The organism is Escherichia sp. E4930, assembly GCF_005845405.1.
Lineage (GTDB): Bacteria > Pseudomonadota > Gammaproteobacteria > Enterobacterales > Enterobacteriaceae > Escherichia.
In genome coordinates, this window is sequence record NZ_VCDZ01000017.1 from 75,955 (window position 1) to 102,446 (window position 26,492).

The following is a 26,492-nucleotide window of genomic DNA, read 5'->3' on the forward strand; positions in this document are numbered from 1 at the left end:
CCTCACCCGGTAGGGGCGAGCGAGGGGAAAAAACTCACCCGCGCTCTTGCATCAACTGCTGAGCAAGCGCCTTCAGTTCTGGCAGATATTTTTCATCTACCGGACCAAACGGTTTACGGCACAGCGGAACAGACACCACATCCATATAGTGCAGGACGGTTTTCAGGCCGCGGAATACGCCGGTTTTAATGAGCAAATCAATGACTTTGTTGCACTCAGTTTGCAGCTTCTGCGCGGTCTGGATATCGCCTTCTTTCAGCGCCTTCACGATACCCTGATAACGCCAACCCATGATGTTGTAAGTACTGCCGATACCGCCGTCTGCGCCCGCCAGCAGGCCGGAAGCGAAGATTTCGTCGTAACCGTTATAGAGCACCAGATCCGGGTGTTCGCGACGGATCTGTTCCATCTGATAGAGATCGCCAGAGGTCTGTTTCAGCGCACCTACGCCAGGTAACGTAACCAGTGTATTGATCTGATCCAGAGTCAGTTTTACCCCGCTCAGTGCCGGAATGTTGTACACCACCATCGGCAAACCATCCGCCGAGTCAATGATTGACCGATAGTGATCGCAGTGTTCTTCAAAGCTGAAAGGATAGTAGAACGGCGTAACGGCGGAGACGGCATCGAAGCCATAACGTTTGGCTGAAGCCGCAAGCTGTTGGCTTTCAGCAGTACTGACGCAACCTACGTGAGCGATTAATTTAATCTTACCTTTCGCCTCTTCGGCGACGATTTCCATTACCTGTTCACGCTCGGAAAGGCTCTGCACAAAGGCTTCGCCTGTCGAACCACCCACGTACAAACCGTCGATGCCCTGCTGAATATTGAACTGAACCAGGCGGCGCAGACTCGCTTTATCCAGTGCTTGTTGTTGATCAAAAGGAGTCAGGAGTGCGGCCATCACGCCACGTAAATTCGTTGCCATAAATACCTCTGAAGTGATGCTTGTCTGTTGAAACGATATACCTTTATACCTGTTATACCAGATCAAATAAGCAACACATCATACAGAACGCTTATAATGCGATCTGCTTCACTAAAGTGGCATTATTTCTTTTTGTGAGTGGTTTGGCCGAAGGCGTGCCAGGTGGCAGAAACGCTGTTGAGATGCGATTGCAACGCGCGATCGGCTTCGTCGGGATCGTGGCGGCGGATCGCGTCAACGATCGCAATATGTTGTTGATAGCTGACGTTGTTATGCTCATGCAATGCCTGATCGGCGACCGTTGGGCGCGCGGCGATCAACCAGTCGAGCAAGGCAACGTGGATTGCCTTAAAGATCGGATTACCCGGGATCTCCGCCAGTACGCGGTGGAAATCAACGTCTGAACGAATGAACGCGGCATTGTTATCCAGCGACTGACTGTTGATTTCCAGGGCTTTTGCCAGCAAATCGATTTGTTCATCGGTGGCATGTTCAGCCGCATAGCGCACCAGGCTGGACTCAAAGAACAGACGTAACTGTTCGAAATGGGCTATCCCTCCTGGATGAGAAAGGAAATCTTTCGCCATACCGGACAACTCGCCGATGATGGTGTCCGCAGAAGGACGCGAGACGCGAGCGCGCTCACCGTTATTTATTTGCACCAGACCTTTACGCTTTAACGCCGCCAGCGCTTCACGCACCGAAGGACGCCCGACGTTAAAGAACGCCATGAGTTCGCGCTCAGACGGCAACTGCTCCCCTTCGCCAAACTCGCGGCGGCGGATCATCTGCTCCAGCTCTTCTTCCACCATTTCGGAGAGTTTTTTACGCGCCAGCGGACGGCTACGCAAGTTGCGACCAATTGCAGGTGAAGAATCTTCGTTTTGCGAATCAAATGCGTTCATAAGGCCCATTCTTTAAGGTCAGTGTGATTAACATCATCAATGACATCCTATCACAGGAATGAAAGCAGGGTGAAACGAAGGGTTTTACTCTTCGTACACCATCATTATCGTAATTAATTTAATAATTAACTTTTGCGAAAAATAAATATAACGCAGATAAAAACATCCCAGATAAATTATTTACAAGAATATTCATAGACATTATGAATATTATGAATGTGTTCTTGCGAAATAATCATAAATACATATTTTATAATGAAAAATCCTCTTTATTACGATTAAAAAATTCGACACCAACACCATAAATAGCCTTGTAAAAAATATAACATCATTGTTTTCAATCTGCCGTTAATGGGATTGACCATATTCTTTTGACACGGAGTTGAACAATGTTCGGCATAATTATTTCTGTCATCGTGTTAATAACGATGGGCTATTTGATCCTTAAAAATTACAAACCACAGGTGGTGCTGGCCGCAGCGGGTATCTTCCTGATGATGTGTGGTGTCTGGTTAGGGTTTGGGGGTGTACTCGACCCCGCCAAAAGCAGCGGCTATCTGATTGTTGATATTTATAATGAAATCCTGCGCATGCTGTCCAACCGCATTGCCGGGTTGGGGCTGTCGATTATGGCGGTGGGCGGTTATGCCCGCTACATGGAGCGCATAGGAGCCAGTCGGGCGATGGTGAGCTTGTTAAGCCGCCCGTTAAAGCTCATTCGCTCACCGTATCTCATACTGTCGGCAACTTACGTCATCGGTCAATTCATGGCGCAGTTTATTACCAGCGCTTCCGGTCTGGGTATGTTACTGATGGTCACGTTATTTCCGACGCTGGTGAGTCTGGGAGTAAGTCGCCTCTCTGCGGTGGCGGTTATAGCGACCACCATGTCTATTGAGTGGGGGATTCTGGAAACGAACTCCATTTTTGCAGCCCAGGTAGCGGGAATGAAAATTGCCACTTACTTCTTCCACTACCAGCTTCCGGTCGCCTCTTGTGTCATTCTCTCAGTGGCAATCTCCCACTTTTTCGTGCAACGCGCTTTTGACAAAAAAGATAAAAATATCAATCACGAACAGGCGGAGCAAAAGGATCTCAACAATGTCCCACCGCTCTATTACGCCATTTTACCGGTGATGCCGTTAATCCTGATGCTCGGCTCGCTGTTCCTCGCCCACGTCGGGCTGATGCAGTCAGAACTGCATCTGGTGGTGGTGATGTTACTGAGTTTGACGGTGACGATGTTTGTTGAGTTCTTCCGCAAGCATAACTTGCGCGAAACAATGGACGATGTGCAGGCGTTTTTTGACGGCATGGGTACGCAGTTTGCCAACGTGGTAACGCTGGTGGTCGCGGGTGAAATATTTGCGAAAGGCTTAACGACGATTGGCACCGTTGATGCGGTTATCAAAGGCGCAGAGCATTCTGGCCTTGGTGGCATTGGCGTGATGATTATTATGGCGCTGGTAATTGCCATTTGTGCCATTGTGATGGGCTCCGGCAATGCGCCATTTATGTCATTTGCCAGCCTTATTCCGAATATCGCAGCTGGACTGCACGTACCCGCGGTAGTGATGATTATGCCGATGCACTTTGCCACAACGCTGGCGCGTGCGGTTTCGCCGATTACTGCGGTAGTGGTAGTAACTTCAGGAATAGCAGGCGTTTCGCCCTTTGAAGTGGTGAAGCGGACTGCGATCCCAATGGCAGTCGGATTCGTGGTGAATATGATCGCCACAATTACGCTATTTTATTAAGCCCTTAAAACGACAAAACAGGCCACCTGGGCCTGTTTTTGTTTTACTTCACAACGCGTAATGCCGGGCGACCACCACGTGGCGGTTGCGGCGGTTCATCATCGGGATGATTATCATCATCGCGATCTGGCTTATCGCCATCAATGACCGACATAACGGTTTCATTATCTGCCGATACATCTTCATCATTCATGATGCTGGCATCTTCGTCGTAGGCAGCTTCAGGCTCGAACATTGTGCCTGCGCCATTTTCACGGGCGTAGATAGCCAGCACAGCAGCCAACGGTACTGAAACTTGCCGCGGGATACCGCCAAAGCGCGCGTTAAAGCGCACTTCATCATTCGCCAGTTCCAGGTTGCCGACCGCACGCGGAGCAATGTTGAGTACGATTTGCCCGTCACGTGCATATTCCATAGGAACCTGCACGCCAGGGAGCGTCACATCCACCACCAGGTGCGGCGTGAGCTGGTTATCCAGCAACCACTCATAGAATGCACGCAGCAGATAGGGACGACGTGGTGTTAGCTGTGACAAATCCATACAGATTAACTCCGGCCCAGACGCATTTCACGTTCAGCTTCGGTTAAGGAAGCAAGGAAAGAGTCACGCTCAAAGACGCGGGTCATATAGCCTTTCAGCTCTTTCGCACCCGGGCCGCTGAACTCGATGCCCAGTTGCGGCAGACGCCACAGCAGCGGAGCAAGGTAGCAATCGACCAGGCTGAACTCATCGCTCAGGAAGTACGGCTTCTGACCGAAGACCGGCGCAATCGCCAGCAGTTCTTCGCGCAGTTGCTTACGTGCGGCATCCGCTTCAGAGGCTGAACCGTTGATGATGGTGTTCATCAGCGTGTACCAGTCTTTTTCGATGCGGTGCATGTACAGGCGGCTTTCACCGCGAGCTACCGGGTAAACAGGCATCAGTGGCGGATGCGGGAAACGCTCATCCAGGTATTCCATAATGATGCGAGATTCCCACAGGGTCAGCTCACGATCCACCAGGGTCGGAACGCTCTGATTCGGGTTGAGGTCAATCAGATCCTGAGGCGGATTGTCCTTTTCCACGTGTTCGATCTCGAAACTTACACCTTTTTCAGCCAGCACGATGCGGACCTGATGGCTATAGATGTCAGTAGGACCGGAAAACAGCGTCATTACCGAACGTTTGTTGGCAGCGACAGCCATGAAAACCTCCAGGTATAGTCAGAATTTTTACTGCTACCAGCCACCAGGTGGCCAGTCAGAAGTTGTGTTACCCAGTAAGGAACGACACTCTTTGTTCGAAAAACAAACAAAAAATGAGCAATACCCGACATTTGGGCAGAAAATTGGATGATAGTTTACCAGATTTTGCGACCTTTGTGGTGAGTCGATGCCGGAAATGGGGAAAAAGAGATGTTCCTTAGTCTGAAATGCTTGACTTAATCCCCACCAGAAATGTTGTTTACCTCTTTTACGCCGTTGCTATCGGTGCGCCCCAGCCATCAAAACTACCGCCATGCTTTTCAGCCAAATCGGTAAGCTGGCATGTAATCTCGGTCATATGCCATTGTTCAGGAGCATCAGTGTTCGTAAATGACGCCATATACCCTGGTTGTTGGTCGTTCATCCGAATGCTCACCAGCGTAATGCCATATGGCAATTTCGTCACGTCCTCCGCAAAGGCGCGTGCAGCAGCTTCTGTCGGCAATGTCGCGTAGTAATCAATGGTGCGTGGAAGAGTCAAATCGTCACCATGTTCCAGCAGCCCACGGCATACGCGGGAATCGTGTATCCAGTTCCAGTCATATTTCGACGGGTACAGGAACTGGCGATAGTAATTTCCGTTATCGTTTTTACTCATACTATAGCTGCAAGAGACTTCCGGGCCACCCGCGAGCAATTTATCCAGCGTTCTTTCCCAGTCCAGTTCTTTTTCCGACTGGAAAACAAAATCGCGCCAGCCTTCTTGTGTTACCACCCCCACCAACCAAATCGGTAATGCCTTGCCCCTCTCCTCAAGCCAGTCCTCGATACGATTTAAACGTTGTGTTTCATCAGGCTGCGGTAAACCGTTTTCATAACAATGGGTATAACGCACACGAAAGAACCAGGTGTGGTTAAGTCGATCAAATCTTTCGTCCTGAATGGCGCCGATATCAACACGTATGCCCGTGACATGGTCATCCACTGTTGTAATAAAGAACTCCCATTTATTCGACAACGTTAAAGATTCTTTCTTGTTAAACAATGCATTAAATAATCCCATCGCGATATCCTTTTCTACAGTACGTGGAAAATACTATTAAAAAGAGAATAATGCTGAAGAGAGAGGGAAAAGAGGCTGGAATCGGACTTTAGCCATAAAAAAACCCGCCGAAGCGGGTTTTTTTCGCAAATTGTATTCTGCCGAAGCAGAAAGCAATTAACGTTTGGAGAACTGCGGACGACGACGTGCTTTACGCAGACCGACTTTCTTACGTTCAACCTGACGAGCGTCACGAGTAACGAAGCCAGCTTTACGCAGTTCAGAACGCAGGGATTCGTCGTACTCCATCAGAGCGCGGGTGATACCGTGACGGATCGCACCAGCCTGACCAGAGATACCACCACCTTTAACAGTGATGTACAGATCCAGTTTCTCAACCATGTCGACCAGTTCCAGCGGCTGACGAACTACCATGCGGGCAGTTTCACGACCGAAGTACTGTTCCAGAGAACGTTGGTTGATAACGATTTTACCGTTGCCCGGTTTGATGAAAACGCGAGCTGCGGAACTTTTGCGGCGACCAGTGCCGTAGTATTGATTTTCAGCCATTGCCTATAATCCCGATTAGATGTCAAGAACTTGCGGTTGCTGTGCCGCGTGGTTGTGCTCGTTACCCGCGTAAACTTTCAGTTTACGGAACATAGCACGACCCAGCGGGCCTTTTGGCAACATGCCTTTAACCGCGATTTCAATCACACGCTCAGGACGGCGAGCAATCATCTCTTCAAAGGTCGCTTGTTTGATACCACCGATGTGACCGGTGTGGTGATAGTACACTTTGTCAGTACGCTTGTTGCCGGTTACAGCAACTTTGTCAGCGTTCAGAACGATGATGTAATCACCGGTATCTACGTGCGGAGTGTATTCCGCTTTGTGCTTACCGCGCAGGCGACGAGCCAGTTCAGTAGCCAGACGGCCCAGAGTTTTACCGGTCGCGTCAACAACATACCAGTCGCGTTTTACGGTTTCTGGTTTAGCTGTAAAAGTTTTCATTAAAAGCTTACCCAATAAATAGTTACACGTTGGTGAACACCCAAACGTCTTCAATTGTTGAGGTTCACACGACAAAGTCCGGCAAACCTACCCCTTCGAATAGCCTATGCCAGCACACAAAAAGTTTCGGGAAAAAAAACTTTCTTGTAACGTGGGGTCGCAGGATTATAGAGAAGTCGGGGTCAAAGATCGACCCCTTTTTGTGATTTATGGCAGGTTTTACCCCGCCAAATGCTCGCGCTTCAAATACTCTTCGCTCTGCATCTCTTGTAGACGTGACAGGCAACGCTGGAACTCAAACTTCAGTCGCTCGCCCTGATAAATTTCATACAAAGGCACTTCTGCGCTCACCACTAATTTGACATGGCGCTCGTAAAACTCATCCACCAGCGCAATAAAACGTCGTGCTTCGCTCTCCATCAACCGCGTCATGACTGGCACATCAAACAACATCGCTGTGTGAAACAGGCGTGAGAGTGCTATATAGTCATGCTGGCTGCGGGCATCGACACACAAGGTGGTAAAAGAGACGGCAAGCGTCTGATTCTCAACGCCCATTGTCGCCAGCGGTCGATGGTTAATTTCTAACGTCGGTGAATTTTCGCGTTTCGCCCCCGCCAGCACCAACCAAAGTTTATCCATTTGCGCACGGGTTTCATCATTGAGCGGCGACAGCCATAAATGCGCCTGGGTAAGCGTTCGTAGTCGATAATCGACGCCTGCATCGACATTCATTACATCGCAATACTGTTTAATGGCGTCGATAGCCGGTAGAAAACGCGCTCGTTGCAGACCATTACGATAAAGCTCATCAGGTGGAATATTTGACGTTGCGACCAGCGTTATTCCGCGAGCGAACAGGGCTTTCATTAAACCGCCAAGCAACATGGCATCGGTAATATCCGAAACAAAAAATTCATCAAAACAGAGGACATCGGTTTCTGCTTTGAAGCGATCGGCAATAATTTCCAGCGGGTCAGTCTGCCCCTGTAATGCGGTCAGTTCTTCATGCACGCGCAGCATAAAACGGTGAAAGTGCAGGCGCTGTTTCCGCTCACCCGGCAAACTTTGATAGAAAAGGTCCATCAGCCAGGTTTTCCCGCGTCCTACACCGCCCCACATATATAAGCCACGCACCGGCGCACTGCTTGCCTCTTCGCGCTTCCCCCACAGTTTACCGACTCGCGCCATTAACCCACTCGCCCTTGCAGTGGGCTGCGTGCTGTTGATTAATTCCTGGTAGATAATCTCCAGCCGACTGACGGCCTCTTTTTGTACGTCGTCAGGTTGATGGCTGCCCTCATTGAGCGCCTTCAGGTATTGCGATGTCGGGGTAACGCTTTGCATGATGTTCTTGTTATTCCTTGAATAATCGGTGTGCCGTTGTTCACGGTTGACGAAAAAAAGGCCGTTCTACACTACGCGATATGCAGTCGGGATTCCACTTCTGTGGAATTAACGGTTATAGTGGCATAATCAGCCGCAGGCATGGAGCCTGAAGCCAACACCCTACGGAAACAAAAGACAACGGGAGATGTTCATGACCTGGGAATATGCGCTAATTGGGTTAGTCGTCGGCATCATTATTGGTGCTGTGGCCATGCGTTTTGGTAATCGTAAACTACGCCAGCAACAGGCGTTGCAGTACGAACTGGAAAAAAATAAAGCTGAACTGGACGAGTATCGCGAAGAGTTGGTTAACCACTTTGCCCGCAGCGCGGAATTACTGGATACCATGGCGCATGACTATCGCCAGTTGTATCAACACATGGCGAAAAGCTCCAGCAGCCTGCTGCCGGAACTGTCCGCAGAAGCAAACCCGTTCCGTAATCGTCTGGCTGAGTCTGAAGCCAGCAACGATCAGGCACCGGTGCAGATGCCACGCGACTATTCTGAAGGCGCATCTGGCCTGCTGCGCACTGGCGCAAAGCGCGACTAATTTATTTTGCGGGCGCAGCCATTGCGCCCTCCTCTTCTCTCCCTCCCCGACTATCATTTAATCTGGTGTCTCATTGTTAGCCGTCTGAAAATTCAATAACATCAAACTGTTTTGAATCTCTTTTTCTTATCATTCAGGTACGAGAGCAGGAATAATGAAAAAACAAACCCAGCTGTTGAGTGCATTAGCGTTAAGTGTCGGGTTAACTCTCTCGGCGCCGTTTCAGGCTGTCGCGTCGATTCCCGGCCAGGTTGCCGGTCAGGCGCCATTGCCCAGCCTGGCCCCGATGCTGGAAAAAGTGCTTCCCGCGGTGGTAAGCGTGCGAGTTGAAGGGACTGCCAGCCAGGAACAGAAAATCCCGGAAGAATTCAAAAAATTTTTTGGCGATGATTTACCGGATCAACCTGCGCAACCCTTTGAAGGTTTAGGCTCCGGTGTCATCATCAATGCCAATAAAGGTTATGTGCTGACCAACAATCACGTCATCAATCAGGCACAGAAAATCAGTATTCAGCTCAATGACGGACGCGAGTTTGATGCGAAGTTGATTGGCAGCGATGACCAGAGCGATATCGCCCTGCTACAAATTCAGAATCCGAGCAAATTAACGCAAATCGCCATTGCCGACTCCGACAAACTGCGCGTCGGTGATTTTGCCGTCGCGGTCGGTAACCCATTTGGCCTTGGGCAAACCGCGACTTCAGGCATTGTTTCTGCATTAGGTCGCAGCGGGTTAAATCTCGAAGGTCTGGAAAACTTTATCCAGACCGATGCATCCATTAACCGGGGTAACTCCGGCGGTGCGCTGTTAAACCTTAACGGCGAGTTGATTGGTATTAACACCGCAATTCTTGCCCCTGGCGGCGGTAGCGTCGGGATTGGCTTTGCTATCCCCAGCAATATGGCGCGTACCCTGGCGCAGCAACTTATCGACTTTGGTGAAATTAAACGCGGTCTGTTAGGCATTAAAGGTACCGAGATGAGTGCCGATATCGCCAAAGCGTTTAATTTAGATGTGCAACGTGGCGCGTTTGTCAGTGAAGTACTGCCTGGTTCTGGCTCGGCGAAAGCGGGCGTGAAAGCAGGCGATATTATTACCAGTCTCAACGGCAAACCGCTCAATAGCTTCGCCGAGTTGCGTTCCCGCATCGCCACCACTGAACCTGGTACTAAAGTGAAGCTTGGTCTGTTACGTAACGGCAAGCCGCAGGAAGTGGAAGTGACGCTTGATACCAGCACATCTTCTTCAGCCAGTGCAGAGATGATTACACCGGCGCTGGAAGGCGCAACGTTGAGTGACAGTCAGCTAAAAGATGGCGGAAAAGGCATTAAGATCGACGAAGTTGTCAAAGACAGCCCCGCCGCTCAGGCAGGTTTACAGAAAGATGATGTAATTATTGGCGTGAACCGCAATCGGGTGAACTCGATTGCTGAGATGCGCAAAGTACTGGCAACCAAACCGGCTATTATTGCCCTGCAAATCATGCGCGGTAATGAGAGCATTTACCTGCTAATGCGTTAATGTCATAAACCGGGCATCAGGCTGACGTGTGATGTCCGGTTAACTCGTGATATGCTGCTGCCGTTCCCTTTTTTAATGACACCTCCATCATGTTTGTGAAGCTCTTACGATCCGTTGCGATTGGATTAATTGTCGGTGCGATTTTGCTGGTTGCCATGCCTTCACTGCGCAGCATTAACCCGCTTTCCACACCGCAATTCGACAGTACCGACGAGACGCCTGCCAGTTATAATCTGGCGGTCCGCCGCGCCGCGCCAGCTGTGGTAAATGTCTATAACCGTGGTTTGAACACATCCTCACACAACCAGCTTGAGATCCGTACGCTAGGGTCAGGTGTGATCATGGATCAACGTGGTTATATCATTACCAATAAACATGTAATCAACGACGCCGATCAGATCATCGTCGCCTTACAGGATGGTCGTGTTTTTGAAGCGTTGCTGGTTGGCTCTGATTCACTGACCGATCTGGCGGTGCTCAAAATTAATGCCACTGGCGGTTTACCCACCATTCCAATCAATTCTCGTCGCATACCGCACATTGGCGATGTAGTGCTGGCGATCGGTAACCCGTACAACCTCGGGCAAACCATTACCCAGGGGATTATCAGCGCCACGGGTCGCATCGGCCTGAACCCGACCGGGCGGCAAAACTTTCTGCAAACCGATGCATCCATTAACCACGGCAACTCCGGCGGTGCACTGGTGAACTCGCTGGGCGAACTGATGGGCATCAACACACTGTCGTTTGATAAGAGTAACGATGGCGAAACTCCAGAAGGCATCGGTTTTGCCATTCCCTTCCAGTTGGCAACCAAAATTATGGATAAGCTAATCCGCGATGGACGTGTTATTCGTGGCTATATCGGTATTGGCGGCCGCGAAATCGCACCATTACACGCGCAAGGTGGTGGTATCGATCAACTGCAAGGGATTGTGGTTAATGAAGTGTCACCTGATGGCCCGGCGGCTAATGCCGGTATCCAGGTCAACGATCTGATTATCTCGGTGGACAACAAACCTGCAATCTCCGCTCTGGAGACAATGGATCAAGTGGCAGAAATTCGACCAGGTTCGGTGATTCCGGTGGTGGTGATGCGTGACGATAAAAAACTGACATTGCAGGTCACTATTCAGGAATATCCAGCGACCAATTAAGTCGTGCGCTCAAAACAAAAAACCGGAGGCGTTGCTCCGGTTTTTTATTATTCGTTAATCAATTACTTATTAACGAACTCTTCGCCCAGGGCGATATCTTTCTTCAGCGTATCCAGCATTCCTTCCAGCGCGTTCTGTTCAAATGCGCTCAGAGTACCGATGGATTTACGCTCTTCTACGCCATTTTTACCCAGCAGAAGCGGTTGAGAGAAGAAACGAGCATACTGGCCGTCACCTTCAACGTAGGCACATTCAACGACACCTTTTTCGCCTTGCAGCGCACGAACCAGAGACAGGCCGAAGCGTGCAGCTGCCTGGCCCATGGACAGGGTTGCAGACCCGCCACCGGCTTTCGCTTCAACCACTTCCGTACCCGCGTTCTGGATACGTTTTGTCAGATCAGCAACTTCCTGCTCGGTAAAGCTTACGCCAGGAACTTGAGACAGCAGCGGCAGAATGGTAACGCCAGAGTGACCGCCAATAACCGGAACTTCAACTTCGCCCGGCTGTTTGCCTTTCAGTTCAGCGACAAACGTATTAGAACGAATGATATCCAGCGTGGTGACGCCAAACAGTTTGTTCTTGTCATACACACCCGCTTTCTTCAGCACTTCCGCAGCGATTGCTACCGTGGTGTTTACCGGGTTTGTAATGATACCGATGCACGCTTTCGGGCAGGTTGTCGCAATTTGCTGTACCAGATTCTTCACGATACCGGCGTTAACGTTAAACAGGTCGGAACGATCCATCCCTGGTTTACGCGCTACACCTGCGGAGATTAGAACCACATCAGCGCCTTCCAGCGCAGGGGTCGCATCTTCACCAGAAAAACCTTTGATTTTCACAGCAGTAGGGATATGGCTCAGGTCGACGGCCACACCGGGAGTGACTGGAGCGATATCATACAGGGAGAGTTCTGAACCTGAAGGCAGTTGGGTTTTTAACAGTAATGCAAGCGCCTGGCCAATACCGCCAGCAGCGCCGAGGACTGCGACTTTCATCCTAAACTCCTTATTATATTGATAAACTAAGATATGTTGCTCCGCTGCCGCGACCTTAATCCACAAATTAACAGTTTACAATGACCACTTCTCAAGAATGTGTAGTCACGCAAATTTGGCGTTTATGCATTTAATTGACGTAATCAGGAACCTAACTTACGTAATTAACAGCCGCTTATGCATCAGAGCAACATTCCAACAGGTGGTGACAATATACCCTACCGTTCAGCCAAAACAACATCAATTTGATAACAATTAATTTACTTTTAAGCAGAATTTGCGCGCCGTGACGCAGGCATGTTTCTCAATCACGAAATTTGATAAAATCCCGCTCTTTCATAACATTATTTCAGCCTTCTCCAGGGCAGACTGTTTGCATAAAAATTCATCTGTATGCACAATAATGTTGTATCAACCACCATATCGGGTGACTTATGCGAAGCTCGTCTAAGCAAGAAGAATTAGTTAAAGCGTTTAAAGCGTTACTTAAAGAAGAGAAATTTAGCTCCCAGGGCGAAATCGTCGCCGCATTGCAGGAGCAAGGCTTTGACAATATTAATCAGTCTAAAGTCTCGCGGATGTTGACCAAATTTGGTGCTGTACGTACCCGCAATGCAAAGATGGAAATGGTTTACTGCCTGCCAGCTGAACTGGGCGTACCAACCACCTCCAGTCCGTTGAAGAATCTGGTGCTGGATATCGACTACAACGACGCTGTTGTTGTAATACATACCAGTCCTGGCGCGGCGCAGTTGATTGCGCGTCTGCTGGACTCTCTGGGCAAAGCAGAAGGTATTCTTGGTACCATCGCAGGTGATGACACCATCTTTACCACCCCTGCTAAAGGTTTCACCGTCAAAGACCTGTACGAAGCGATTTTAGAGCTGTTCGACCAGGAGCTTTAATCTCTGCCCCGTCGCTTCTGGCGGCGGGGAAAATAATGCATTCTCCATTCATCGCCCTGCTTTCCCCTGCCATTCATTTAACGAATAGTGCGTTTTATAGCGACAAAACATTCACACAACGAATACACAGAGAAAAAAACGCACATTTTGCAAAAACACATATCTTATTGAAATAAATGTCATTTTTACTAAACGCCCGTATTTTTAATTCACTTTTGTTATAAAAATTAATCTTTTTAACAATTCTCCCTCAATAGAAACAGTTAGCGTGGTATTAATTAGCTCAATAATTAGTGTATACTTAATTTTGTGATATGGGTCACGAAACAAAGGCCCAGCTAAAAGATTATGTCGAGGTAAAAATCATGAAAATCAAAACCACTGTTGCTGCATTAAGTGTGCTCTCTGTTCTCTCTTTCGGTGCTTTCGCTGCCGATTCCATTGATGCTGCACAAGCTCAAAACCGTGAAGCCATCGGCACCGTGTCCGTCAGCGGTGTAGCATCTTCTCCAATGGATATGCGTGAAATGCTGAACAAAAAAGCGGAAGAGAAAGGCGCGACTGCTTACCAGATTACCGAAGCGCGTAGCGGCGATACCTGGCACGCCACAGCTGAACTGTACAAATAAACCCTCATCGTCTTGTCCGACGACATTGCCCCCGGTTTGGGGGCTTTTTTTTTGCGCTAGTGACGAACATTGAAACGCAAATGCCCTTCCAGCTCTTCCTCCGCCTCATCAAACAGCAATATTAACGCGCCAAAACGCCGACGCGTTTTTTCTCCCAGATGAACAAATTCGATCTCCAGCGGTAGCGGCAGAACATCGTTCATTAATACATCCCACAGTGAGTCGAGATCGCGCACTTTATCTTTCGCCAGACCAAAGGTTTGGCGAAAGTCGCGATAAAAGTCCTCCTGACTCTCAATCTCATCAAAATCAAAGCTATAGATATTCATCTGTTGCCACCGTCACGTTTCGCGGCGAGTTCTGCCGTTCATCGCTAAGTATAGACATGAAAAAACCGACGCTTTTGGCATCGGTTTCTGATTACTGACAAAGTGCACTTTGTTCATGCCGGATGCGGCGTGAACGCCTTATTCGGCCTACCAGGGGGGCAAATTCAATATAGGCCTGATAAGCGTAGCGCATCAGACAATTTGGAGTATGTCAGCAATCTCAACCGACACCTTTTGGCGTCGGCTTTGATTTAATTATCGGTTAGCGCGTGCTGGTATTTATGCAGCATACCGGTAAGCCGATGCACCGGTTCCGTGACCTGCGGCGGCGCTTGCCAGATGCGTAGTTTTTCCTGGTAGATATCCAGTTCTTCCAGCAACTGACCGAAGTAACGACGGCGTTTGTCATCGCTGCGGGCAGAAATCACGTGGTCCGCTGTACGGCGCATTTGTCGGTGAAATGCCGATAAATCATCGTTCACGGGTATCGGCGCATCACGCAATCGCTGGTGAGCGATAATCATCGTTAACGCCAGGCGAAACTTCGGCAAATCGCCGGGAAATTTATTCATCAGCAAAAACAACTGCTGATAAAGCGCTGGCAGATGGTTCTCTTTACGCCGGGCGACATTGGTGGTCATCGCGGAAACAGCGGCAGAAACAAACTGATTAAGCAGCACGCGTCCTGTCCTGTCGCGCGATTTATCCCGCACCAGTAGAATGACGATGAACGCCAGCACACAGCCCACGATTTGCCCCAACGCGCTATCGAGAAACTGACTGAACTGAAAGGTCATCGGGTTATCCAACACGATAATATTAATCGTACTGGCCAGCGCGCCCATCGATCCCAACCGCCGTTTCTGCACTTCAATACCAAGGAAGAATCCCAGCACCGCCAGGCTAAGGCACAGCAGCAACATACTCTGTTGGGTATTGGGGATAATCACCAAAAAATAGAGCAGTCCTAACGGTAGCGCCGCTACCGTGCCGTAGATAAAGTCGATCGCCACCATGCGTGGATTAGGTAAACGCATTGCCAGCGACGTTACGACGGCAATCATCACCATTGCGCCACTGCCGGAGGTCCATCCGGTCCACAGCCAGAACAAAGTCCCCAGCATGCAGGACAGCGTGGTACGCCAGAAGTTGACCATTGCATGATGACGCTCGGCGGATTCTACTTTTACTTCCGGCTCGCCTTGCAGGATCTCTTCTTCAGTGGCGTTAATTTTGGTGTTACTGATAACGCCTCGCTTGAGCAACTGATAACGCGTTGCCGCCGCAACCCAGCTATAAATAGTGATGGGTGTTTCACGTTCCCCGGTCCAGGCAATCACCCGCCGCAGGCGTTTTAGCTGCTTATGGACGTCCTGCGCAGTTTCTACCGGCGTGTCAAAAAATTCGCGGAAGGTATCAGTGATCAACTCCGGGCGCGAGTTCTGAATGAGATAAGTTTCGCAGGACTGGGTTACCAGCGTCAGCGACAGCGTGTTGATCGCTTTTAAACGCCGATTGGCACGCGCCCAGCGGGAAGATTCCATGTTCAGATTGCTACGCATCCCTTGCAGCGCCGTGGTGCGGCGAACCAGGTCGCCCCAGGCCTTATCAACAATCTCGCCATCACCATGTTTGATGCATAATTGCATTAGTTGATATTGCGCCACCAGCAAACTTTCCAGCTCTCGATCCACTTCTTGTTTGATCGATCGTGGAGAAAAGAGCAGATCCGCCACAATAGCACACACAATACCAATGACGATTTCACTACAACGTTCAACGGCAAACTGCGGCGTCAGCAGCGGTTCTGGCTGAATGGTGATCACAATGATCAGCGCTGTATAACCGGCAAGCCCCCACGCATAGGAGTTCTCTACTCGTACCAGCGAGGAGAGCCAGGTACAAAAACCGGCCCAGATACAGCACACCAGAATCATCAACAATGGCGCACGGATCATCGCAATAATGATCACCAACCCGGCAATACAACCGATAAATGTACCGATGATGCGTAAAAAACCGCGATAGCGGATGGCGCCAGAGTACGGTTCGCCACCGGCGGCAAAGGCAGGACCGGCGGCAACAATCGCCGCAGTCAGAACAGCCCAGCGTGGTGTTTCAAGCTGAAAATGAAAGCCAACAAACAGCGCCAGCACAATGGCGGTCGCCAGTTTTACCGCGAAGCGAATATGTTGGTTAGCAATGGAGAAAATACCCATCGTGATTAACCAAACTCACGCAGGCGATGGGCCATTTTACGGAAGAACGAATCCTGGCTTTCATCGCGATCTTGTTTACCCGTAACCACCACAGTAGCGGTAGTCCCCGCAGGCCAGATGTTATCTTGCTGGTTGTCGAGACGAATACGTACCGGGACACGTTGCGCCAGACGCACCCATTCAAGGTTGGAATCGATGGTCGCCATCCCTTTGTCGTCACGCGTACTGCTGGCGTTAGTGACTCCAGCGGCAACACTATCGACAGTCCCTTTCAGCACTTTATTGCTACCAAGCGGCGTGATTTCTGCGCGATACCCAGAACGTACCCCTTCCAGCTTGGTTTCTTCCATATAGGCCAGCACATAGAAGGAGTTCTGTTTCACCAACGCTACAGCCGTGGAACCACGCGTAATAAATTCACCGGTATAGACGTTGAGGTTGGTCACCCAGCCATCTGCTGGCGCGCGGATCACGGTACGTTCAAGATCCAGTTTTGCCAGATCGCGGGTTGCCTGAGCTTTCGCTAACTGATGCAGGACCGTTTGCAGCACGTTATTGGCCTGGTCTATCTCTTCGCGAGACATCGCCTGTATGCCGAGACGGTTGCGACGTCCAGCTTCCTGGCGTTTTTCCTGCGCCAGTACCTGATAATAGGCAACATCAGCTTCCGCTTCTTCGAGGGCCTTTTGGTAGCGTGGCTGGTCGATGGTGAACAGTACCTGTCCTTTTTTCACCAGCTGGTTATCATGAACATTCACTTGGGTGATGAGTCCGGAGACATCCGGCGCAATCGCGACCACATCGGCGCTAAAGCGCGCGTCACGCGTCCACGGAGATTCGGTGTAATAGACCCAGGCATTAAAAATTGCGATGAAGGCCAGAATGACTAATACGACCGTGATGGCCGTACGGGAGAATTTTCTTATTAGTGTTTTCACTTCAACCTCAAACGAACAGTCGCGATATCAAATAAAACAAACAGCAATAGAGCGCGGTGTTGAACAGCGCCGGATGCCAGACGAAGTCGTAGATACCTGTTGGCACAAGGACCCGGCGCACCAGCCAGAAAATCGCCAGTGATAAAAGCAATTCGAAAAATATCGGTGGGAAGGACAGCCCAAACACCACGATAACGGGAAACAGACTCATGTTGACCTTGGTTGTATAGAGAGAGCAGGTGTTATTATTTTCAGCATCTGTCGCCGCAGAGAAGGGCATAGAAAGCCGGGCGAGAGCAACATTGCTGTAGATTGATATTTAATATATTAGCGTAACTGTTATGCTGTTATCTATATTATGTGATCTAAATCACTTTTAAGTCAGAGTGAATAATGGAACGACTAAAACGCATGTCGGTTTTCGCCAAAGTAGTTGAATTTGGTTCGTTTACCGCCGCCGCCAGACAGCTTCAAATGAGCGTTTCATCCATCAGTCAGACGGTGTCTAAACTGGAAGATGAGTTGCAGGTAAAGTTGTTAAACCGCAGCACACGCAGCATTGGCCTGACCGAAGCAGGTAGAATTTACTACCAGGGCTGCCGTCGGATGCTCCATGAAGTGCAGGATGTCCATGAGCAACTGTATGCCTTCAATAACACGCCTATCGGGACGCTGCGCATTGGCTGTTCTTCAACTATGGCTCAAAATGTTCTCGCTGGGCTGACGGCAAAAATGTTGAAAGAGTACCCTGGTTTAAGCGTCAATCTGGTTACCGGAATTCCTGCACCCGACCTGATTGCCGACGGTCTGGATGTCGTGATCCGCGTCGGCGCGTTGCAGGATTCCAGCCTGTTTTCCCGCCGTCTGGGAGCGATGCCGATGGTGGTGTGCGCCGCTAAAAGCTATCTCACACAGTATGGCATACCGGAAAAACCCGCCGATCTAAGTAGCCATTCATGGCTTGAGTACAGCGTGCGTCCGGACAATGAATTTGAACTGATCGCGCCAGAAGGGATCTCGACTCGCCTCATCCCACAAGGACGGTTTGTCACTAACGATCCAATGACGCTGGTGCGCTGGTTAACGGCAGGCGCTGGGATCGCGTATGTACCGCTGATGTGGGTGATCAATGAGATCAATCGTGGGGAGCTGGAGATCCTGCTGCCGCGTTATCAGTCGGATCCACGCCCAGTTTATGCACTGTATACCGAAAAAGATAAGCTGCCACTGAAGGTGCAGGTCGTGATCAACTCACTGACGGATTATTTTGTCGAGGTCGGTAAGTTGTTTCAGGAGATGCACGGGCGCGGGAAAGAGAAGTAATTCATGTGCGTGCCGGATAAGGCGTTTACGCCGCATCCGGCAACCAATGCCTGATGCGACGCTTACCGGCCTGGATAGATTACGCGGTACCGCCAACGGTCAGGTTGTCGACTTTAAGCGTCGGCTGGCCCACGCCAACTGGCAAGCTCTGCCCTTCTTTACCACAGACACCCACGCCGTTATCCAGTTTCAGGTCGTTGCCCACCATCGAAATTTGCTGCATGGTTTCGATACCGGAACCAATCAGCGTTGCGCCTTTCACCGGTTTCGTCACTTTGCCGTTTTCAATCAGATACGCTTCTGAGGTGGAGAAGACAAATTTGCCGGAGGTGATATCCACCTGACCGCCGCCGAAGTTCGGCGCATAGATGCCATACTCGACGGATTCAATGATTTCCTGCGGCGTCGATTTACCCGGCAGCATGTAGGTGTTGGTCATACGCGGCATGGGCAGGTGAGCATAGGATTCACGACGACCATTACCGGTCGGTGCCATACCCATTAAGCGAGCGTTGAGTTTATCCTGCATGTAACCTTTCAGGATCCCATTTTCAATCAGCACGTTGTACTGACCCGGCGTACCTTCGTCATCAATCGCCACCGAACCACGGCGATCAACCATCGTGCCATCATCCACTACCGTACACAGTTCAGATGCTACCAGCTCGCCGACCTGGCCACTAAAGACCGAAGTGCCACGGCGGTTGAAGTCGCCTTCCAGACCGTGACCTACCGCTTCATGTAACAGCACGCCCGGCCAACCTGCGCCAAGTACTACCGGCATGGTGCCCGCAGGCGCGGCAACGGCAGAAAGATTGACCAGCGCCATACGCACTGCTTCTTTCGCCCATGCATCCGCACGGACTTCACCGTCGAGATCGGCAAGGAAAAATTCATAACCAAAACGACCGCCGCCGCCGCTGGCACCGCGTTCGCGTTTACCATCTTCTTCGACCAGAACGCTTACTGAGAGGCGCACCAGTGGACGCACATCTGCCGCCAGGGTGCCGTCGGTGGCCGCAACCAGAATTAATTCATAGACGCCACTGAGGCTGGCAGTCACTTCCTGTACGCGTTTGTCGGCCTCACGGGCAACTTTATCGACGCGACGTAAAATATCCAGTTTCTCCTCGCGACTCATGCTTTGCAGCGGATCAAGCGAGGTATACAGCGGGCTATGCTCTACCGCGCCCAACGTCTGTACTTTGCCATCGCCACTGTCACGGACAATGGTACGCGCCGCTTGTGCGCTCTGTTCCAGGGCCAGCAGGCTGATTTGGTCGGCGTAAGCAAAACCGGTTTTTTCACCGCTGACTGCACGCACGCCAACGCCCTGATCGATGTTGTAAGAACCATCTTTGATAATGCGATCTTCTAAAACCCAGGATTCGTGATAGCTCGACTGAAAATAGAGATCGCCGTAATCGAGGCGACGTTCGGCCAGTTGACCGAGAATCGCGAACAAATCCTGATGTTTCAGGCCGTTCGCCGCTAGCAATTGTTCACTTACCAGGTTCAGACTCATCGTTTTTGTTACTCGTTAGTTACTTCGGTAGAGGATTTTTTACGGCTGCCGGATGCGGCGTAAACGCCTTATCCGACCTACGGTTATGTTCCGGTTTGTAGGCCTGATAAGACGCACAGCGTCGCATCAGGCAACGGCTGTCGGATGCGGCGTGAACGCCTTATCCGGCCTACGGTTATGTTCAGGCTCGTTGGCCTTTGGCAACGATTATCTAATGAGATTGGGGCAATTACACGCCATCGTCAAATCATTGCGCTTTTTCTTTACGCGGTTGGCGCAATACTTCGTTGATTTGCGGAGCGTCCAGCGGACCAGAAATGTGGTAGCGCAAAATGGAGACTTTGCTCCACAGCGGCCCCAGCACTTTACTGGCAGCAAACACCGCCGCACCGACAATGGGGTTAACCGCAAAGGCCGCAGCCACACCCACCGTCGCGGAAATTTCTGGTGCGACAACCGCCTCCATATTCAGATCGCGGCGTACCAGATTTACCGACCCTTTCATGGCGATATCCGCTTCCAGGCCATCCACCAGCGTGTCATCAGTGTGCATAACACCGTCTTTAATCCACGCCGTGCTGCGAATGGAGTCAAAATAGAAACCTTCGCCAAAGGTATCCCTGAAATCAAAGCGCAGCTTACGCATCAGAGCATCGACGCTCAATAAGCGCAGCAATTGCCCGGCATGTCCGGTGCTGATGTCGGTAATTTCACCTTTGCCCAGTTGAGTATGGATGATGCCATTCAACGTTGCCTCATCCGGCTGCCACGGCGCTTTCCGCCAGTGTAAATCGTAATCCACATTAAATGACGACTGGCGTATTGGCGTCGTGACACCAAAAAATTCAGCAGCGGCATCAATTTTCTGCCCGCGTAATTTTCCTTTCAGCGAGGTACGTTCATTCCCCGGATTGTTAACCCATTCACCCTCGGCAGTAAGCCGCGAGAAACCGGTATCAATCAGTCCATTAGCCAGCGTTAACGTATCGCCAGAAATGGTGATATCGCTGTCGATGCGACCGAATTTTTGCCCCCAGAACCAGCACTCTGCGCAACGTATTTGCGCATTCGGCCAACCACGGAAGCTAATGCGCGCCGTAGTTGGGAAAGGTGACGACGGCGTGGAGTCACCACTGGTTTTCGCCACGCTGGGGTTGTAATAGAGATATTTAATCGTCGCCAGCCACGGCGCGTTATTGCGCATTGCCAGCGTAGCGTTGATTTCACGTCCTTGCGCCTCGACCTGAGTGCCATTTGCCATCGGTTGCGAAACAATACTCAGGTTATTCCATTGCTGATTTCCCAACGACAACGCTGGCGTACGCAACGTAATGTGCTGGGGAAAACTCACCGCACTACCGACTTTATCCGTCGCGCCTTTCTGGAAAAGCGCCAGCCACTCGGCACCATCCATCGGTGGCATATTTAACTCAACACCGCTTTGTTCCGGTAACGGCGGAAGCGTTTTACTGTCTGCCGCCCAAATAGCGCGATCGAGCGTCAGCTTTTGACCGAGCAACCAGCGGCTGTTGAAATGGTTATCCGCGCCGGCCTGTCCGGTTAATTCAAAGCTATTGAGGTTGCCATCGACCTTGATGTTAACCGGCAGCGATTCGCCAGCGGGTTTGGCTAACGGCGAAGGTAAGTGACTGCTCACATTCTTCAGATCGCCGTTCAGTTCTACGTTATAGCTCGCGCCAGCATGATAAGGCAGCTCAATGCCCACTTTACCATTCCACGCCACGCTGCCGCTTAACGCTTCATTCACCGCTTCAGGCAGAACGTCAGTTTTCGCTGGCTGCCAGTTACCGTTGAGATTCACCGCGACCTGGTAGGCTTTCGCCCCTTCTTTGGTGGAAAAATCCACGTTCAGTGGCTGATTAAACCAGCTTGCTGTCAGTGGTTCGCTTTGCAGATCGCCATTGATAAAGCTGAATTTGCCGCTCAAATTTTTCAGTGTGCTATCAAGTGGTTTGATAAACAGACTGTTATTACGCAGCGTCACTTCGCCTTTCGCTGTAACCAGTTCGCCGTTCAGTGGGATATCGAGATGTAAGCGAGCATTCACATCGCCGTCGAGCTGGAGTTCTTGCAGGGTTGCTCCCAGAGAGTCTTTCAGCGGCGTCTCATCAAAGTAAGGACCAACAGCTTTGCCCGGACCTTTAATGTCAGCATCAATCAGCAATTTTTCTTTCGAGTAGTCAGGGATCACTGCGGTGAGATTACTCGCGCGCACGCCGCCCAGATTGACGCCATCGGTTTTCATCCATAAACCGTCGTTTATGAAGTCCAGTTCAATATCGAGGTTAGTTAACGCAGGCCAGTCCGGCTGGAAGGCAAACTTCGCGTTACGCAGCGGCACCAGCACCTCAAACTGACCTTCGTTGTGTTTATAGGGGAAGAGTTGCGGATTGCCGCCATAAACCAGCGTCGCGTTATCCGCTTCACCGCCCTGAATTGCGCCACTTAAGTAATCGACTAACTCTTTCCCCATCAGATTTTCTGGGAAATAGCGCCACGCTTGTGAACCATCATCGGTACTGATACCCGCCAGAATTCCCAGCCAGGGTTCATCATTAGTCGGTTGCAGGTAGCGGAAACCGCCGCGTGCATGGACGGCTTTGGCTTTAACATCTATGTTGCGGCCATCAAGCTGGAAACCTTTGTCGTTATTCAGCCAGCTTAGGGTCGCCTTACCGTCAGCAATTTCCAGCGGTGCGCGGAAAACTGTTTCGTAAGGCATTTTCGCCTGTTTCATGGACGCGGTCAGTAAACCATTTTCTACACTACCGGAAAGCGTCCCGGAGAAATGTTCCGCGCCCGGCAGTAATTTCCATTGCTTCCAGGCCAGATCGCTCCACGATGCCTGAAAGCGAGTCTTGTCTGCTGCCTGAAGCGGGATATCCAGCGCCAGGGTGTTGATCTTGCCGCTCGGTTGCGTAGACCGCCAGATGTCGCCCAGCGCAGGTGAAAGTTTTGCTGCCAGCGGACGAATACCTTCCAGCCCCGCCAGTTCCAGATTGCTGGCGCGAATCCGCAGTTCGTCACTGCGTTTATTGTCTTTGCCGCCAACATCCTGTTCCGGTATCCAGGCCAGCGTCAATGCCCCACTCGGCCAGCGTTTGCCATCCATCGTGATGCGGGTATCAGGAATAGAAAACTGCCAGCCGGGATGTTCACGCGTAATGTGTGCGGTGAGATTATCTACCGCCAGTGAATGCGTTTGCTTCTCGCCCAACCAGCTGGCACCGCCCTGTTTCAGCCAGACGTCACCGCCAGTTACATCGCCTTTGTCGATCGTCATCCAGCCTTCGAGGGAGAACTGCGCCGTTTCCAGCGCAATGTTGTCCTGCATCCATTTACCCAGCCACGGCTTCAGGTCAATATCATCAGCCTGTAGCCAGACGCGACCGTTGCTTAACAGCCCTTCGTCATCACGCAAATCCATGCGAACTTGCATCACGCCGTGCTGCCCGGTGAGGCTGGAGAGACTTACCTGACCTTCCGCACGGTGTCGGCGCGGATTGTTAAGCCAGGTGAGTTGCGGGATCGCCAGTTCGGCGCGCTGACCGGATGGCGTGAGGAAACTGACTTCGCTGTCGCGAAGATCGAAGTGATCAAACTGACGAAGAAACAGGTCGCTGATGTGGCTGGCTTCCAGACCATCATTACCACCACCGCTGGTGATGGGGGTATTGGTGCGGAAACGCAGTTGCCAGAAAGTCAGATCGCGAAACTGCCAGCGCATATGCAGCAGGCTCTGCCAGACATCCAGCGCCAGAGTGACGCGTTTGACAGAAAACTCACCGCCATCTTTCAGCTCCGCGCGAATGTCGCGCGCTTCAAGCGTGGGGCCAAAATTCTGCCAGCTGGCGGAAAGCTGGCGGGCTTCTACCGGCATGCCGGTAGCAGATTCAATTTTATTGAGGATTTCTGGACGCCAGGCATCAAGATGCGGCAAAGCAATACGCAGGCCGCTGACCAGCAGCGCAGCGATCACAACGAGCGCGGCTCCAGTAAGCAGTAAAATCCCCGGCAATCGCCTCACCCGTCACTCCTTGTCTGCTAAAAATGTGACTCAAAAAACATTGCCGGATGGCGGCCCAGCATTTGTTTACATCATGACGACGTCAAACTGCTCCTGGTTGTAGAGCGGTTCGATTTGTACTTTAACCTGCTTACCCACAAAAATTTCCACTTCCGCCAGCGAGTGCGACTCTTCGCCTTTCAAGGCCTCGGCAACTGCCGGAGAAGCATAGACCAGAAAACGGTCAGAGTCGTAAGCATGGTGCACGCGAACAATCTCGCGCATGATTTCATAGCACACGGTTTCCACGGTTTTCACCGTTCCGCGACCGTGGCAAGTTGGGCATTCGTTACACAATACATGTTCAATGCTTTCGCGGGTGCGTTTACGCGTCATTTCCACCAGCCCCAGCGCAGAGAAGCCGTTAACGCTGGTTTTCACCCGGTCTTTGCTCAACGCCTGCTCCAGCGAATGCAGTACCCGACGACGGTGATCTTCATTATTCATGTCGATGAAATCAATAATGATAATTCCGCCCAGGTTACGCAACCGTAACTGGCGAGCAATGGCCTGCGTCGCCTCAATATTGGTATTGAAGATGGTGTCGTCCAGATTGCGATGACCGACAAACGCCCCGGTATTGATGTCCACGGTGGTCATCGCTTCGGTCTGGTCGATAATCAGATAACCGCCAGACTTCAACTCAACTTTGCGTTCCAGCGCCCGCTGAATCTCGTTTTCGACGTCAAAGAGATCGAAAATCGGCTGGCGCCCCGTGTAATGCTCCAGCTTGCTGGTCATTTCCGGAATGTACTCAGAAGTGAACTCAAGTAATGCTTCGTAAGTCAGCCGTGAATCAACGCGAATGCGGTCCAGCTCGGCATCGGCAAAATCACGCAGCACACGCTGCGCCAGCGCCAGTTCACCGTACAGTTGATAACGCGTCTGTGGGCGCTTTTTACGCTCCATGACTTTGGTCCAGACACGCTTCAGATAAGCGGCATCGGAGGCTAGTTCAGCTTCGCCTACACCTTCTGCCGCGGTACGGATGATAAATCCGCCCTGCTCGTCGCAATACTCGGCGACCACTTTTTTCAGGCGTTCACGTTCGGATTCACTTTCGATACGTTGGGAAACCCCAACATGAGACGCTCCTGGCATAAACACCAGATAGCGAGATGGCAGCGTGATATCCGTGGTCAGGCGCGCGCCTTTGGTACCAAGCGGATCTTTCACCACCTGTACCATCAGATCTTGCCCCTGACGGACCAGTTCCGAAATGTCGCGCACCGTGAACTGCTTTTGTTCTTCACCCGCCACACATTCGGTGTGCGGCATGATGTCAGAAGCGTGTAGAAACGCAGCTTTATCCAGCCCAATATCTACAAAAGCCGCCTGCATACCCGGAAGTACGCGACTTACACGACCCTTGTAGATATTGCCTACTATTCCGCGCCGCGCCTCACGTTCAATATGAATTTCCTGCAGAATACCGCCATCAATATACGCCACTCGTGTTTCCGAAGGCGTTACGTTTACCAACAATTCAGCCGTCATGTTTATCCCTTTTCTCACGCAGTGCGTTAAAATTACTCAATAATTCACACGTTTCAACCAGCGGTAAGCCGACTACGGCGTGATAGCTGCCATTTATCTTCCTGACAAAACAACCACCAAGCCCCTGAATACCGTATGCACCTGCTTTATCTAACGGTTCACCGCTGGCGACATAGCCCGCGATATCTTCATCTGTTAACGTTCTGAAAGTCACATCGGTGACCACCAGGCAATCGAGAATGTGCTGACTGTCGGCCAACGCCACTGCCGTCATTACCTGATGGGTCTGTCCCGATAATTTGCGCAACATCTGCACCGCATGATCTGCATCACGCGGTTTCTCCAGTACTTCGCCGTTCAGAATCACAATGGTATCCGCACCCAACACAGGGAGATCCTGCGCCGTTTGCGCGACGCCCGCCTGAGCCTTCTCGCGCGCCAGACGCACAACGTATTGCTGCGCGCTCTCCTGCGGAAAGCGTTGCTCCTCAATGCCCGTAACGATACGTTCGAAGGAAACGCCAAGTTGCGCAAGTAACTCCTGCCGACGCGGAGAACCGGAAGCTAAATACAGAGAAGTCATAGAAACC

General features: G+C 51.0%; 24 protein-coding genes. 7 read left to right on the plus strand and 17 right to left on the minus strand.

Translation table 11 applies throughout. The annotated features are described in order from the left end of the window. Positions 1 to 34: 34 nt before the first annotated feature. Both nanA and nanR read right to left on the minus strand, forming a co-directional pair. Positions 35 to 928: an N-acetylneuraminate lyase gene (gene nanA, locus FFT88_RS18460; RefSeq protein WP_130219177.1), complete on the minus strand. Its 894-nt coding sequence runs from the start codon at positions 926 to 928 to the stop codon at positions 35 to 37. 122 nt (positions 929 to 1,050) lie between these two features. Next, positions 1,051 to 1,842 (minus strand): transcriptional regulator NanR, encoded by a 792-nt coding sequence (nanR, locus tag FFT88_RS18465; RefSeq protein ID WP_130204540.1) that lies wholly within the window; start codon positions 1,840 to 1,842, stop codon positions 1,051 to 1,053. 380 nt (positions 1,843 to 2,222) lie between these two features. Between nanR and dcuC the strand changes: the two genes are divergently transcribed. Further along, the gene (dcuC, locus tag FFT88_RS18470) at positions 2,223 to 3,590 is read left to right on the plus strand and encodes an anaerobic C4-dicarboxylate transporter DcuC (RefSeq protein ID WP_135403611.1); all 1,368 of its coding nucleotides are present in this window, start codon (positions 2,223 to 2,225) and stop codon (positions 3,588 to 3,590) included. Positions 3,591 to 3,633: 43 nt separating this feature from the next. On the opposite strand, the gene sspB is transcribed toward dcuC, so the two are convergent. The 6 genes from sspB to zapE form a co-directional block, all read right to left on the minus strand. Beyond that, positions 3,634 to 4,131 (minus strand): ClpXP protease specificity-enhancing factor, encoded by a 498-nt coding sequence (gene sspB / locus FFT88_RS18475; protein WP_064529500.1) that lies wholly within the window; start codon positions 4,129 to 4,131, stop codon positions 3,634 to 3,636. Between the two features lie 5 nt (positions 4,132 to 4,136). Next, positions 4,137 to 4,775 (minus strand): stringent starvation protein SspA, encoded by a 639-nt coding sequence (sspA, locus tag FFT88_RS18480; protein ID WP_000257293.1) that lies wholly within the window; start codon positions 4,773 to 4,775, stop codon positions 4,137 to 4,139. A 268-nt stretch (positions 4,776 to 5,043) separates the two neighbouring features. Further along, positions 5,044 to 5,838: a DUF695 domain-containing protein gene (locus FFT88_RS18485; RefSeq protein WP_130223748.1), complete on the minus strand. Its 795-nt coding sequence runs from the start codon at positions 5,836 to 5,838 to the stop codon at positions 5,044 to 5,046. Positions 5,839 to 5,994: 156 nt separating this feature from the next. Beyond that, positions 5,995 to 6,387, minus strand: a complete 393-nt coding sequence (gene rpsI / locus FFT88_RS18490; protein ID WP_000829818.1) for a 30S ribosomal protein S9 — start codon at positions 6,385 to 6,387, stop codon at positions 5,995 to 5,997. A gap of 15 nt (positions 6,388 to 6,402) precedes the next feature. Next, complete coding sequence (rplM, locus tag FFT88_RS18495; protein WP_000847559.1) at positions 6,403 to 6,831, minus strand: 50S ribosomal protein L13; 429 nt, start codon at positions 6,829 to 6,831, stop codon at positions 6,403 to 6,405. Positions 6,832 to 7,050: 219 nt separating this feature from the next. Then, on the minus strand, positions 7,051 to 8,178 hold the full coding sequence (gene zapE / locus FFT88_RS18500; protein WP_135403612.1) for a cell division protein ZapE: 1,128 nt from the start codon (positions 8,176 to 8,178) through the stop codon (positions 7,051 to 7,053). A gap of 193 nt (positions 8,179 to 8,371) precedes the next feature. On the opposite strand from zapE, the gene zapG reads away from it, so the two are divergent. The 3 genes from zapG (at position 8,372) to degS (ending at position 11,449) form a co-directional block, all read left to right on the plus strand. Then, on the plus strand, positions 8,372 to 8,770 hold the full coding sequence (zapG, locus tag FFT88_RS18505) for a Z-ring associated protein ZapG (protein WP_010345273.1): 399 nt from the start codon (positions 8,372 to 8,374) through the stop codon (positions 8,768 to 8,770). 154 nt (positions 8,771 to 8,924) lie between these two features. Then, complete coding sequence (degQ, locus tag FFT88_RS18510; RefSeq protein WP_130219168.1) at positions 8,925 to 10,292, plus strand: serine endoprotease DegQ; 1,368 nt, start codon at positions 8,925 to 8,927, stop codon at positions 10,290 to 10,292. An 89-nt stretch (positions 10,293 to 10,381) separates the two neighbouring features. Continuing rightward, positions 10,382 to 11,449, plus strand: a complete 1,068-nt coding sequence (degS, locus tag FFT88_RS18515) for an outer membrane-stress sensor serine endopeptidase DegS (protein ID WP_135403613.1) — start codon at positions 10,382 to 10,384, stop codon at positions 11,447 to 11,449. Between the two features lie 62 nt (positions 11,450 to 11,511). Here the strand turns inward: degS and mdh are convergent, their stop codons facing one another. Then, positions 11,512 to 12,450, minus strand: coding sequence for a malate dehydrogenase (mdh, locus tag FFT88_RS18520; protein WP_064529495.1), 939 nt, complete (start codon positions 12,448 to 12,450; stop codon positions 11,512 to 11,514). A 434-nt stretch (positions 12,451 to 12,884) separates the two neighbouring features. Between mdh and argR the strand changes: the two genes are divergently transcribed. Both argR and yhcN read left to right on the plus strand, forming a co-directional pair. Further along, positions 12,885 to 13,355 (plus strand): transcriptional regulator ArgR, encoded by a 471-nt coding sequence (gene argR, locus FFT88_RS18525; protein ID WP_064529494.1) that lies wholly within the window; start codon positions 12,885 to 12,887, stop codon positions 13,353 to 13,355. Between the two features lie 365 nt (positions 13,356 to 13,720). Beyond that, on the plus strand, positions 13,721 to 13,984 hold the full coding sequence (gene yhcN / locus FFT88_RS18530; protein ID WP_000695690.1) for a peroxide/acid stress response protein YhcN: 264 nt from the start codon (positions 13,721 to 13,723) through the stop codon (positions 13,982 to 13,984). Between the two features lie 56 nt (positions 13,985 to 14,040). Here the strand turns inward: yhcN and FFT88_RS18535 are convergent, their stop codons facing one another. From FFT88_RS18535 to aaeX, 4 genes are all read right to left on the minus strand, one after another. After that, positions 14,041 to 14,313 carry a barstar family protein gene (locus FFT88_RS18535; RefSeq protein WP_001028998.1) on the minus strand — a complete coding sequence of 91 codons (273 nt, stop codon included), beginning with the start codon at positions 14,311 to 14,313 and terminating at the stop codon, positions 14,041 to 14,043. A gap of 251 nt (positions 14,314 to 14,564) precedes the next feature. Beyond that, positions 14,565 to 16,532, minus strand: coding sequence for a p-hydroxybenzoic acid efflux pump subunit AaeB (aaeB, locus tag FFT88_RS18540; RefSeq protein WP_130259118.1), 1,968 nt, complete (start codon positions 16,530 to 16,532; stop codon positions 14,565 to 14,567). Between the two features lie 5 nt (positions 16,533 to 16,537). After that, entirely contained in the window at positions 16,538 to 17,470 is a 933-nt protein-coding gene (gene aaeA / locus FFT88_RS18545) for a p-hydroxybenzoic acid efflux pump subunit AaeA (protein WP_130223742.1), read from the minus strand. Positions 17,471 to 17,477: 7 nt separating this feature from the next. Then, complete coding sequence (gene aaeX, locus FFT88_RS18550) at positions 17,478 to 17,681, minus strand: p-hydroxybenzoic acid efflux pump operon protein AaeX (protein ID WP_000051841.1); 204 nt, start codon at positions 17,679 to 17,681, stop codon at positions 17,478 to 17,480. A 182-nt stretch (positions 17,682 to 17,863) separates the two neighbouring features. On the opposite strand from aaeX, the gene aaeR reads away from it, so the two are divergent. Further along, on the plus strand, positions 17,864 to 18,793 hold the full coding sequence (aaeR, locus tag FFT88_RS18555; protein WP_000440317.1) for an HTH-type transcriptional activator AaeR: 930 nt from the start codon (positions 17,864 to 17,866) through the stop codon (positions 18,791 to 18,793). Between the two features lie 79 nt (positions 18,794 to 18,872). Here aaeR and tldD read toward each other — a convergent pair whose 3' ends face one another. From tldD to yhdE, 4 genes are all read right to left on the minus strand, one after another. After that, complete coding sequence (gene tldD / locus FFT88_RS18560; RefSeq protein ID WP_130204524.1) at positions 18,873 to 20,318, minus strand: metalloprotease TldD; 1,446 nt, start codon at positions 20,316 to 20,318, stop codon at positions 18,873 to 18,875. Positions 20,319 to 20,565: 247 nt separating this feature from the next. After that, positions 20,566 to 24,366, minus strand: coding sequence for an AsmA2 domain-containing protein YhdP (yhdP, locus tag FFT88_RS18565; protein ID WP_135403614.1), 3,801 nt, complete (start codon positions 24,364 to 24,366; stop codon positions 20,566 to 20,568). A gap of 66 nt (positions 24,367 to 24,432) precedes the next feature. Continuing rightward, positions 24,433 to 25,902 (minus strand): ribonuclease G, encoded by a 1,470-nt coding sequence (gene rng / locus FFT88_RS18570; protein WP_000123197.1) that lies wholly within the window; start codon positions 25,900 to 25,902, stop codon positions 24,433 to 24,435. After that, positions 25,892 to 26,485 carry a nucleoside triphosphate pyrophosphatase YhdE gene (gene yhdE / locus FFT88_RS18575; protein ID WP_135403615.1) on the minus strand — a complete coding sequence of 198 codons (594 nt, stop codon included), beginning with the start codon at positions 26,483 to 26,485 and terminating at the stop codon, positions 25,892 to 25,894. The genes rng and yhdE overlap by 11 nt, the downstream gene beginning before the upstream one ends. Positions 26,486 to 26,492 lie beyond the last annotated feature (7 nt).

Bases quoted from the DNA above. Each gene is read 5' to 3' on its own strand.
- nanA (WP_130219177.1), bottom strand. From the start codon at position 928: ATGGCAACGAATTTACGTGGCGTGATGGCCGCACTCCTGACTCCTTTT.
- nanR (WP_130204540.1), bottom strand. From the start codon at position 1,842: ATGGGCCTTATGAACGCATTTGATTCGCAAAACGAAGATTCTTCACCT.
- dcuC (WP_135403611.1), top strand. From the start codon at position 2,223: ATGTTCGGCATAATTATTTCTGTCATCGTGTTAATAACGATGGGCTAT.
- sspB (WP_064529500.1), bottom strand. From the start codon at position 4,131: ATGGATTTGTCACAGCTAACACCACGTCGTCCCTATCTGCTGCGTGCA.
- sspA (WP_000257293.1), bottom strand. From the start codon at position 4,775: ATGGCTGTCGCTGCCAACAAACGTTCGGTAATGACGCTGTTTTCCGGT.
- FFT88_RS18485 (WP_130223748.1), bottom strand. From the start codon at position 5,838: ATGGGATTATTTAATGCATTGTTTAACAAGAAAGAATCTTTAACGTTG.
- rpsI (WP_000829818.1), bottom strand. From the start codon at position 6,387: ATGGCTGAAAATCAATACTACGGCACTGGTCGCCGCAAAAGTTCCGCA.
- rplM (WP_000847559.1), bottom strand. From the start codon at position 6,831: ATGAAAACTTTTACAGCTAAACCAGAAACCGTAAAACGCGACTGGTAT.
- zapE (WP_135403612.1), bottom strand. From the start codon at position 8,178: ATGCAAAGCGTTACCCCGACATCGCAATACCTGAAGGCGCTCAATGAG.
- zapG (WP_010345273.1), top strand. From the start codon at position 8,372: ATGACCTGGGAATATGCGCTAATTGGGTTAGTCGTCGGCATCATTATT.
- degQ (WP_130219168.1), top strand. From the start codon at position 8,925: ATGAAAAAACAAACCCAGCTGTTGAGTGCATTAGCGTTAAGTGTCGGG.
- degS (WP_135403613.1), top strand. From the start codon at position 10,382: ATGTTTGTGAAGCTCTTACGATCCGTTGCGATTGGATTAATTGTCGGT.
- mdh (WP_064529495.1), bottom strand. From the start codon at position 12,450: ATGAAAGTCGCAGTCCTCGGCGCTGCTGGCGGTATTGGCCAGGCGCTT.
- argR (WP_064529494.1), top strand. From the start codon at position 12,885: ATGCGAAGCTCGTCTAAGCAAGAAGAATTAGTTAAAGCGTTTAAAGCG.
- yhcN (WP_000695690.1), top strand. From the start codon at position 13,721: ATGAAAATCAAAACCACTGTTGCTGCATTAAGTGTGCTCTCTGTTCTC.
- FFT88_RS18535 (WP_001028998.1), bottom strand. From the start codon at position 14,313: ATGAATATCTATAGCTTTGATTTTGATGAGATTGAGAGTCAGGAGGAC.
- aaeB (WP_130259118.1), bottom strand. From the start codon at position 16,532: ATGGGTATTTTCTCCATTGCTAACCAACATATTCGCTTCGCGGTAAAA.
- aaeX (WP_000051841.1), bottom strand. From the start codon at position 17,681: ATGAGTCTGTTTCCCGTTATCGTGGTGTTTGGGCTGTCCTTCCCACCG.
- aaeR (WP_000440317.1), top strand. From the start codon at position 17,864: ATGGAACGACTAAAACGCATGTCGGTTTTCGCCAAAGTAGTTGAATTT.
- tldD (WP_130204524.1), bottom strand. From the start codon at position 20,318: ATGAGTCTGAACCTGGTAAGTGAACAATTGCTAGCGGCGAACGGCCTG.
- rng (WP_000123197.1), bottom strand. From the start codon at position 25,902: ATGACGGCTGAATTGTTGGTAAACGTAACGCCTTCGGAAACACGAGTG.
- yhdE (WP_135403615.1), bottom strand. From the start codon at position 26,485: ATGACTTCTCTGTATTTAGCTTCCGGTTCTCCGCGTCGGCAGGAGTTA.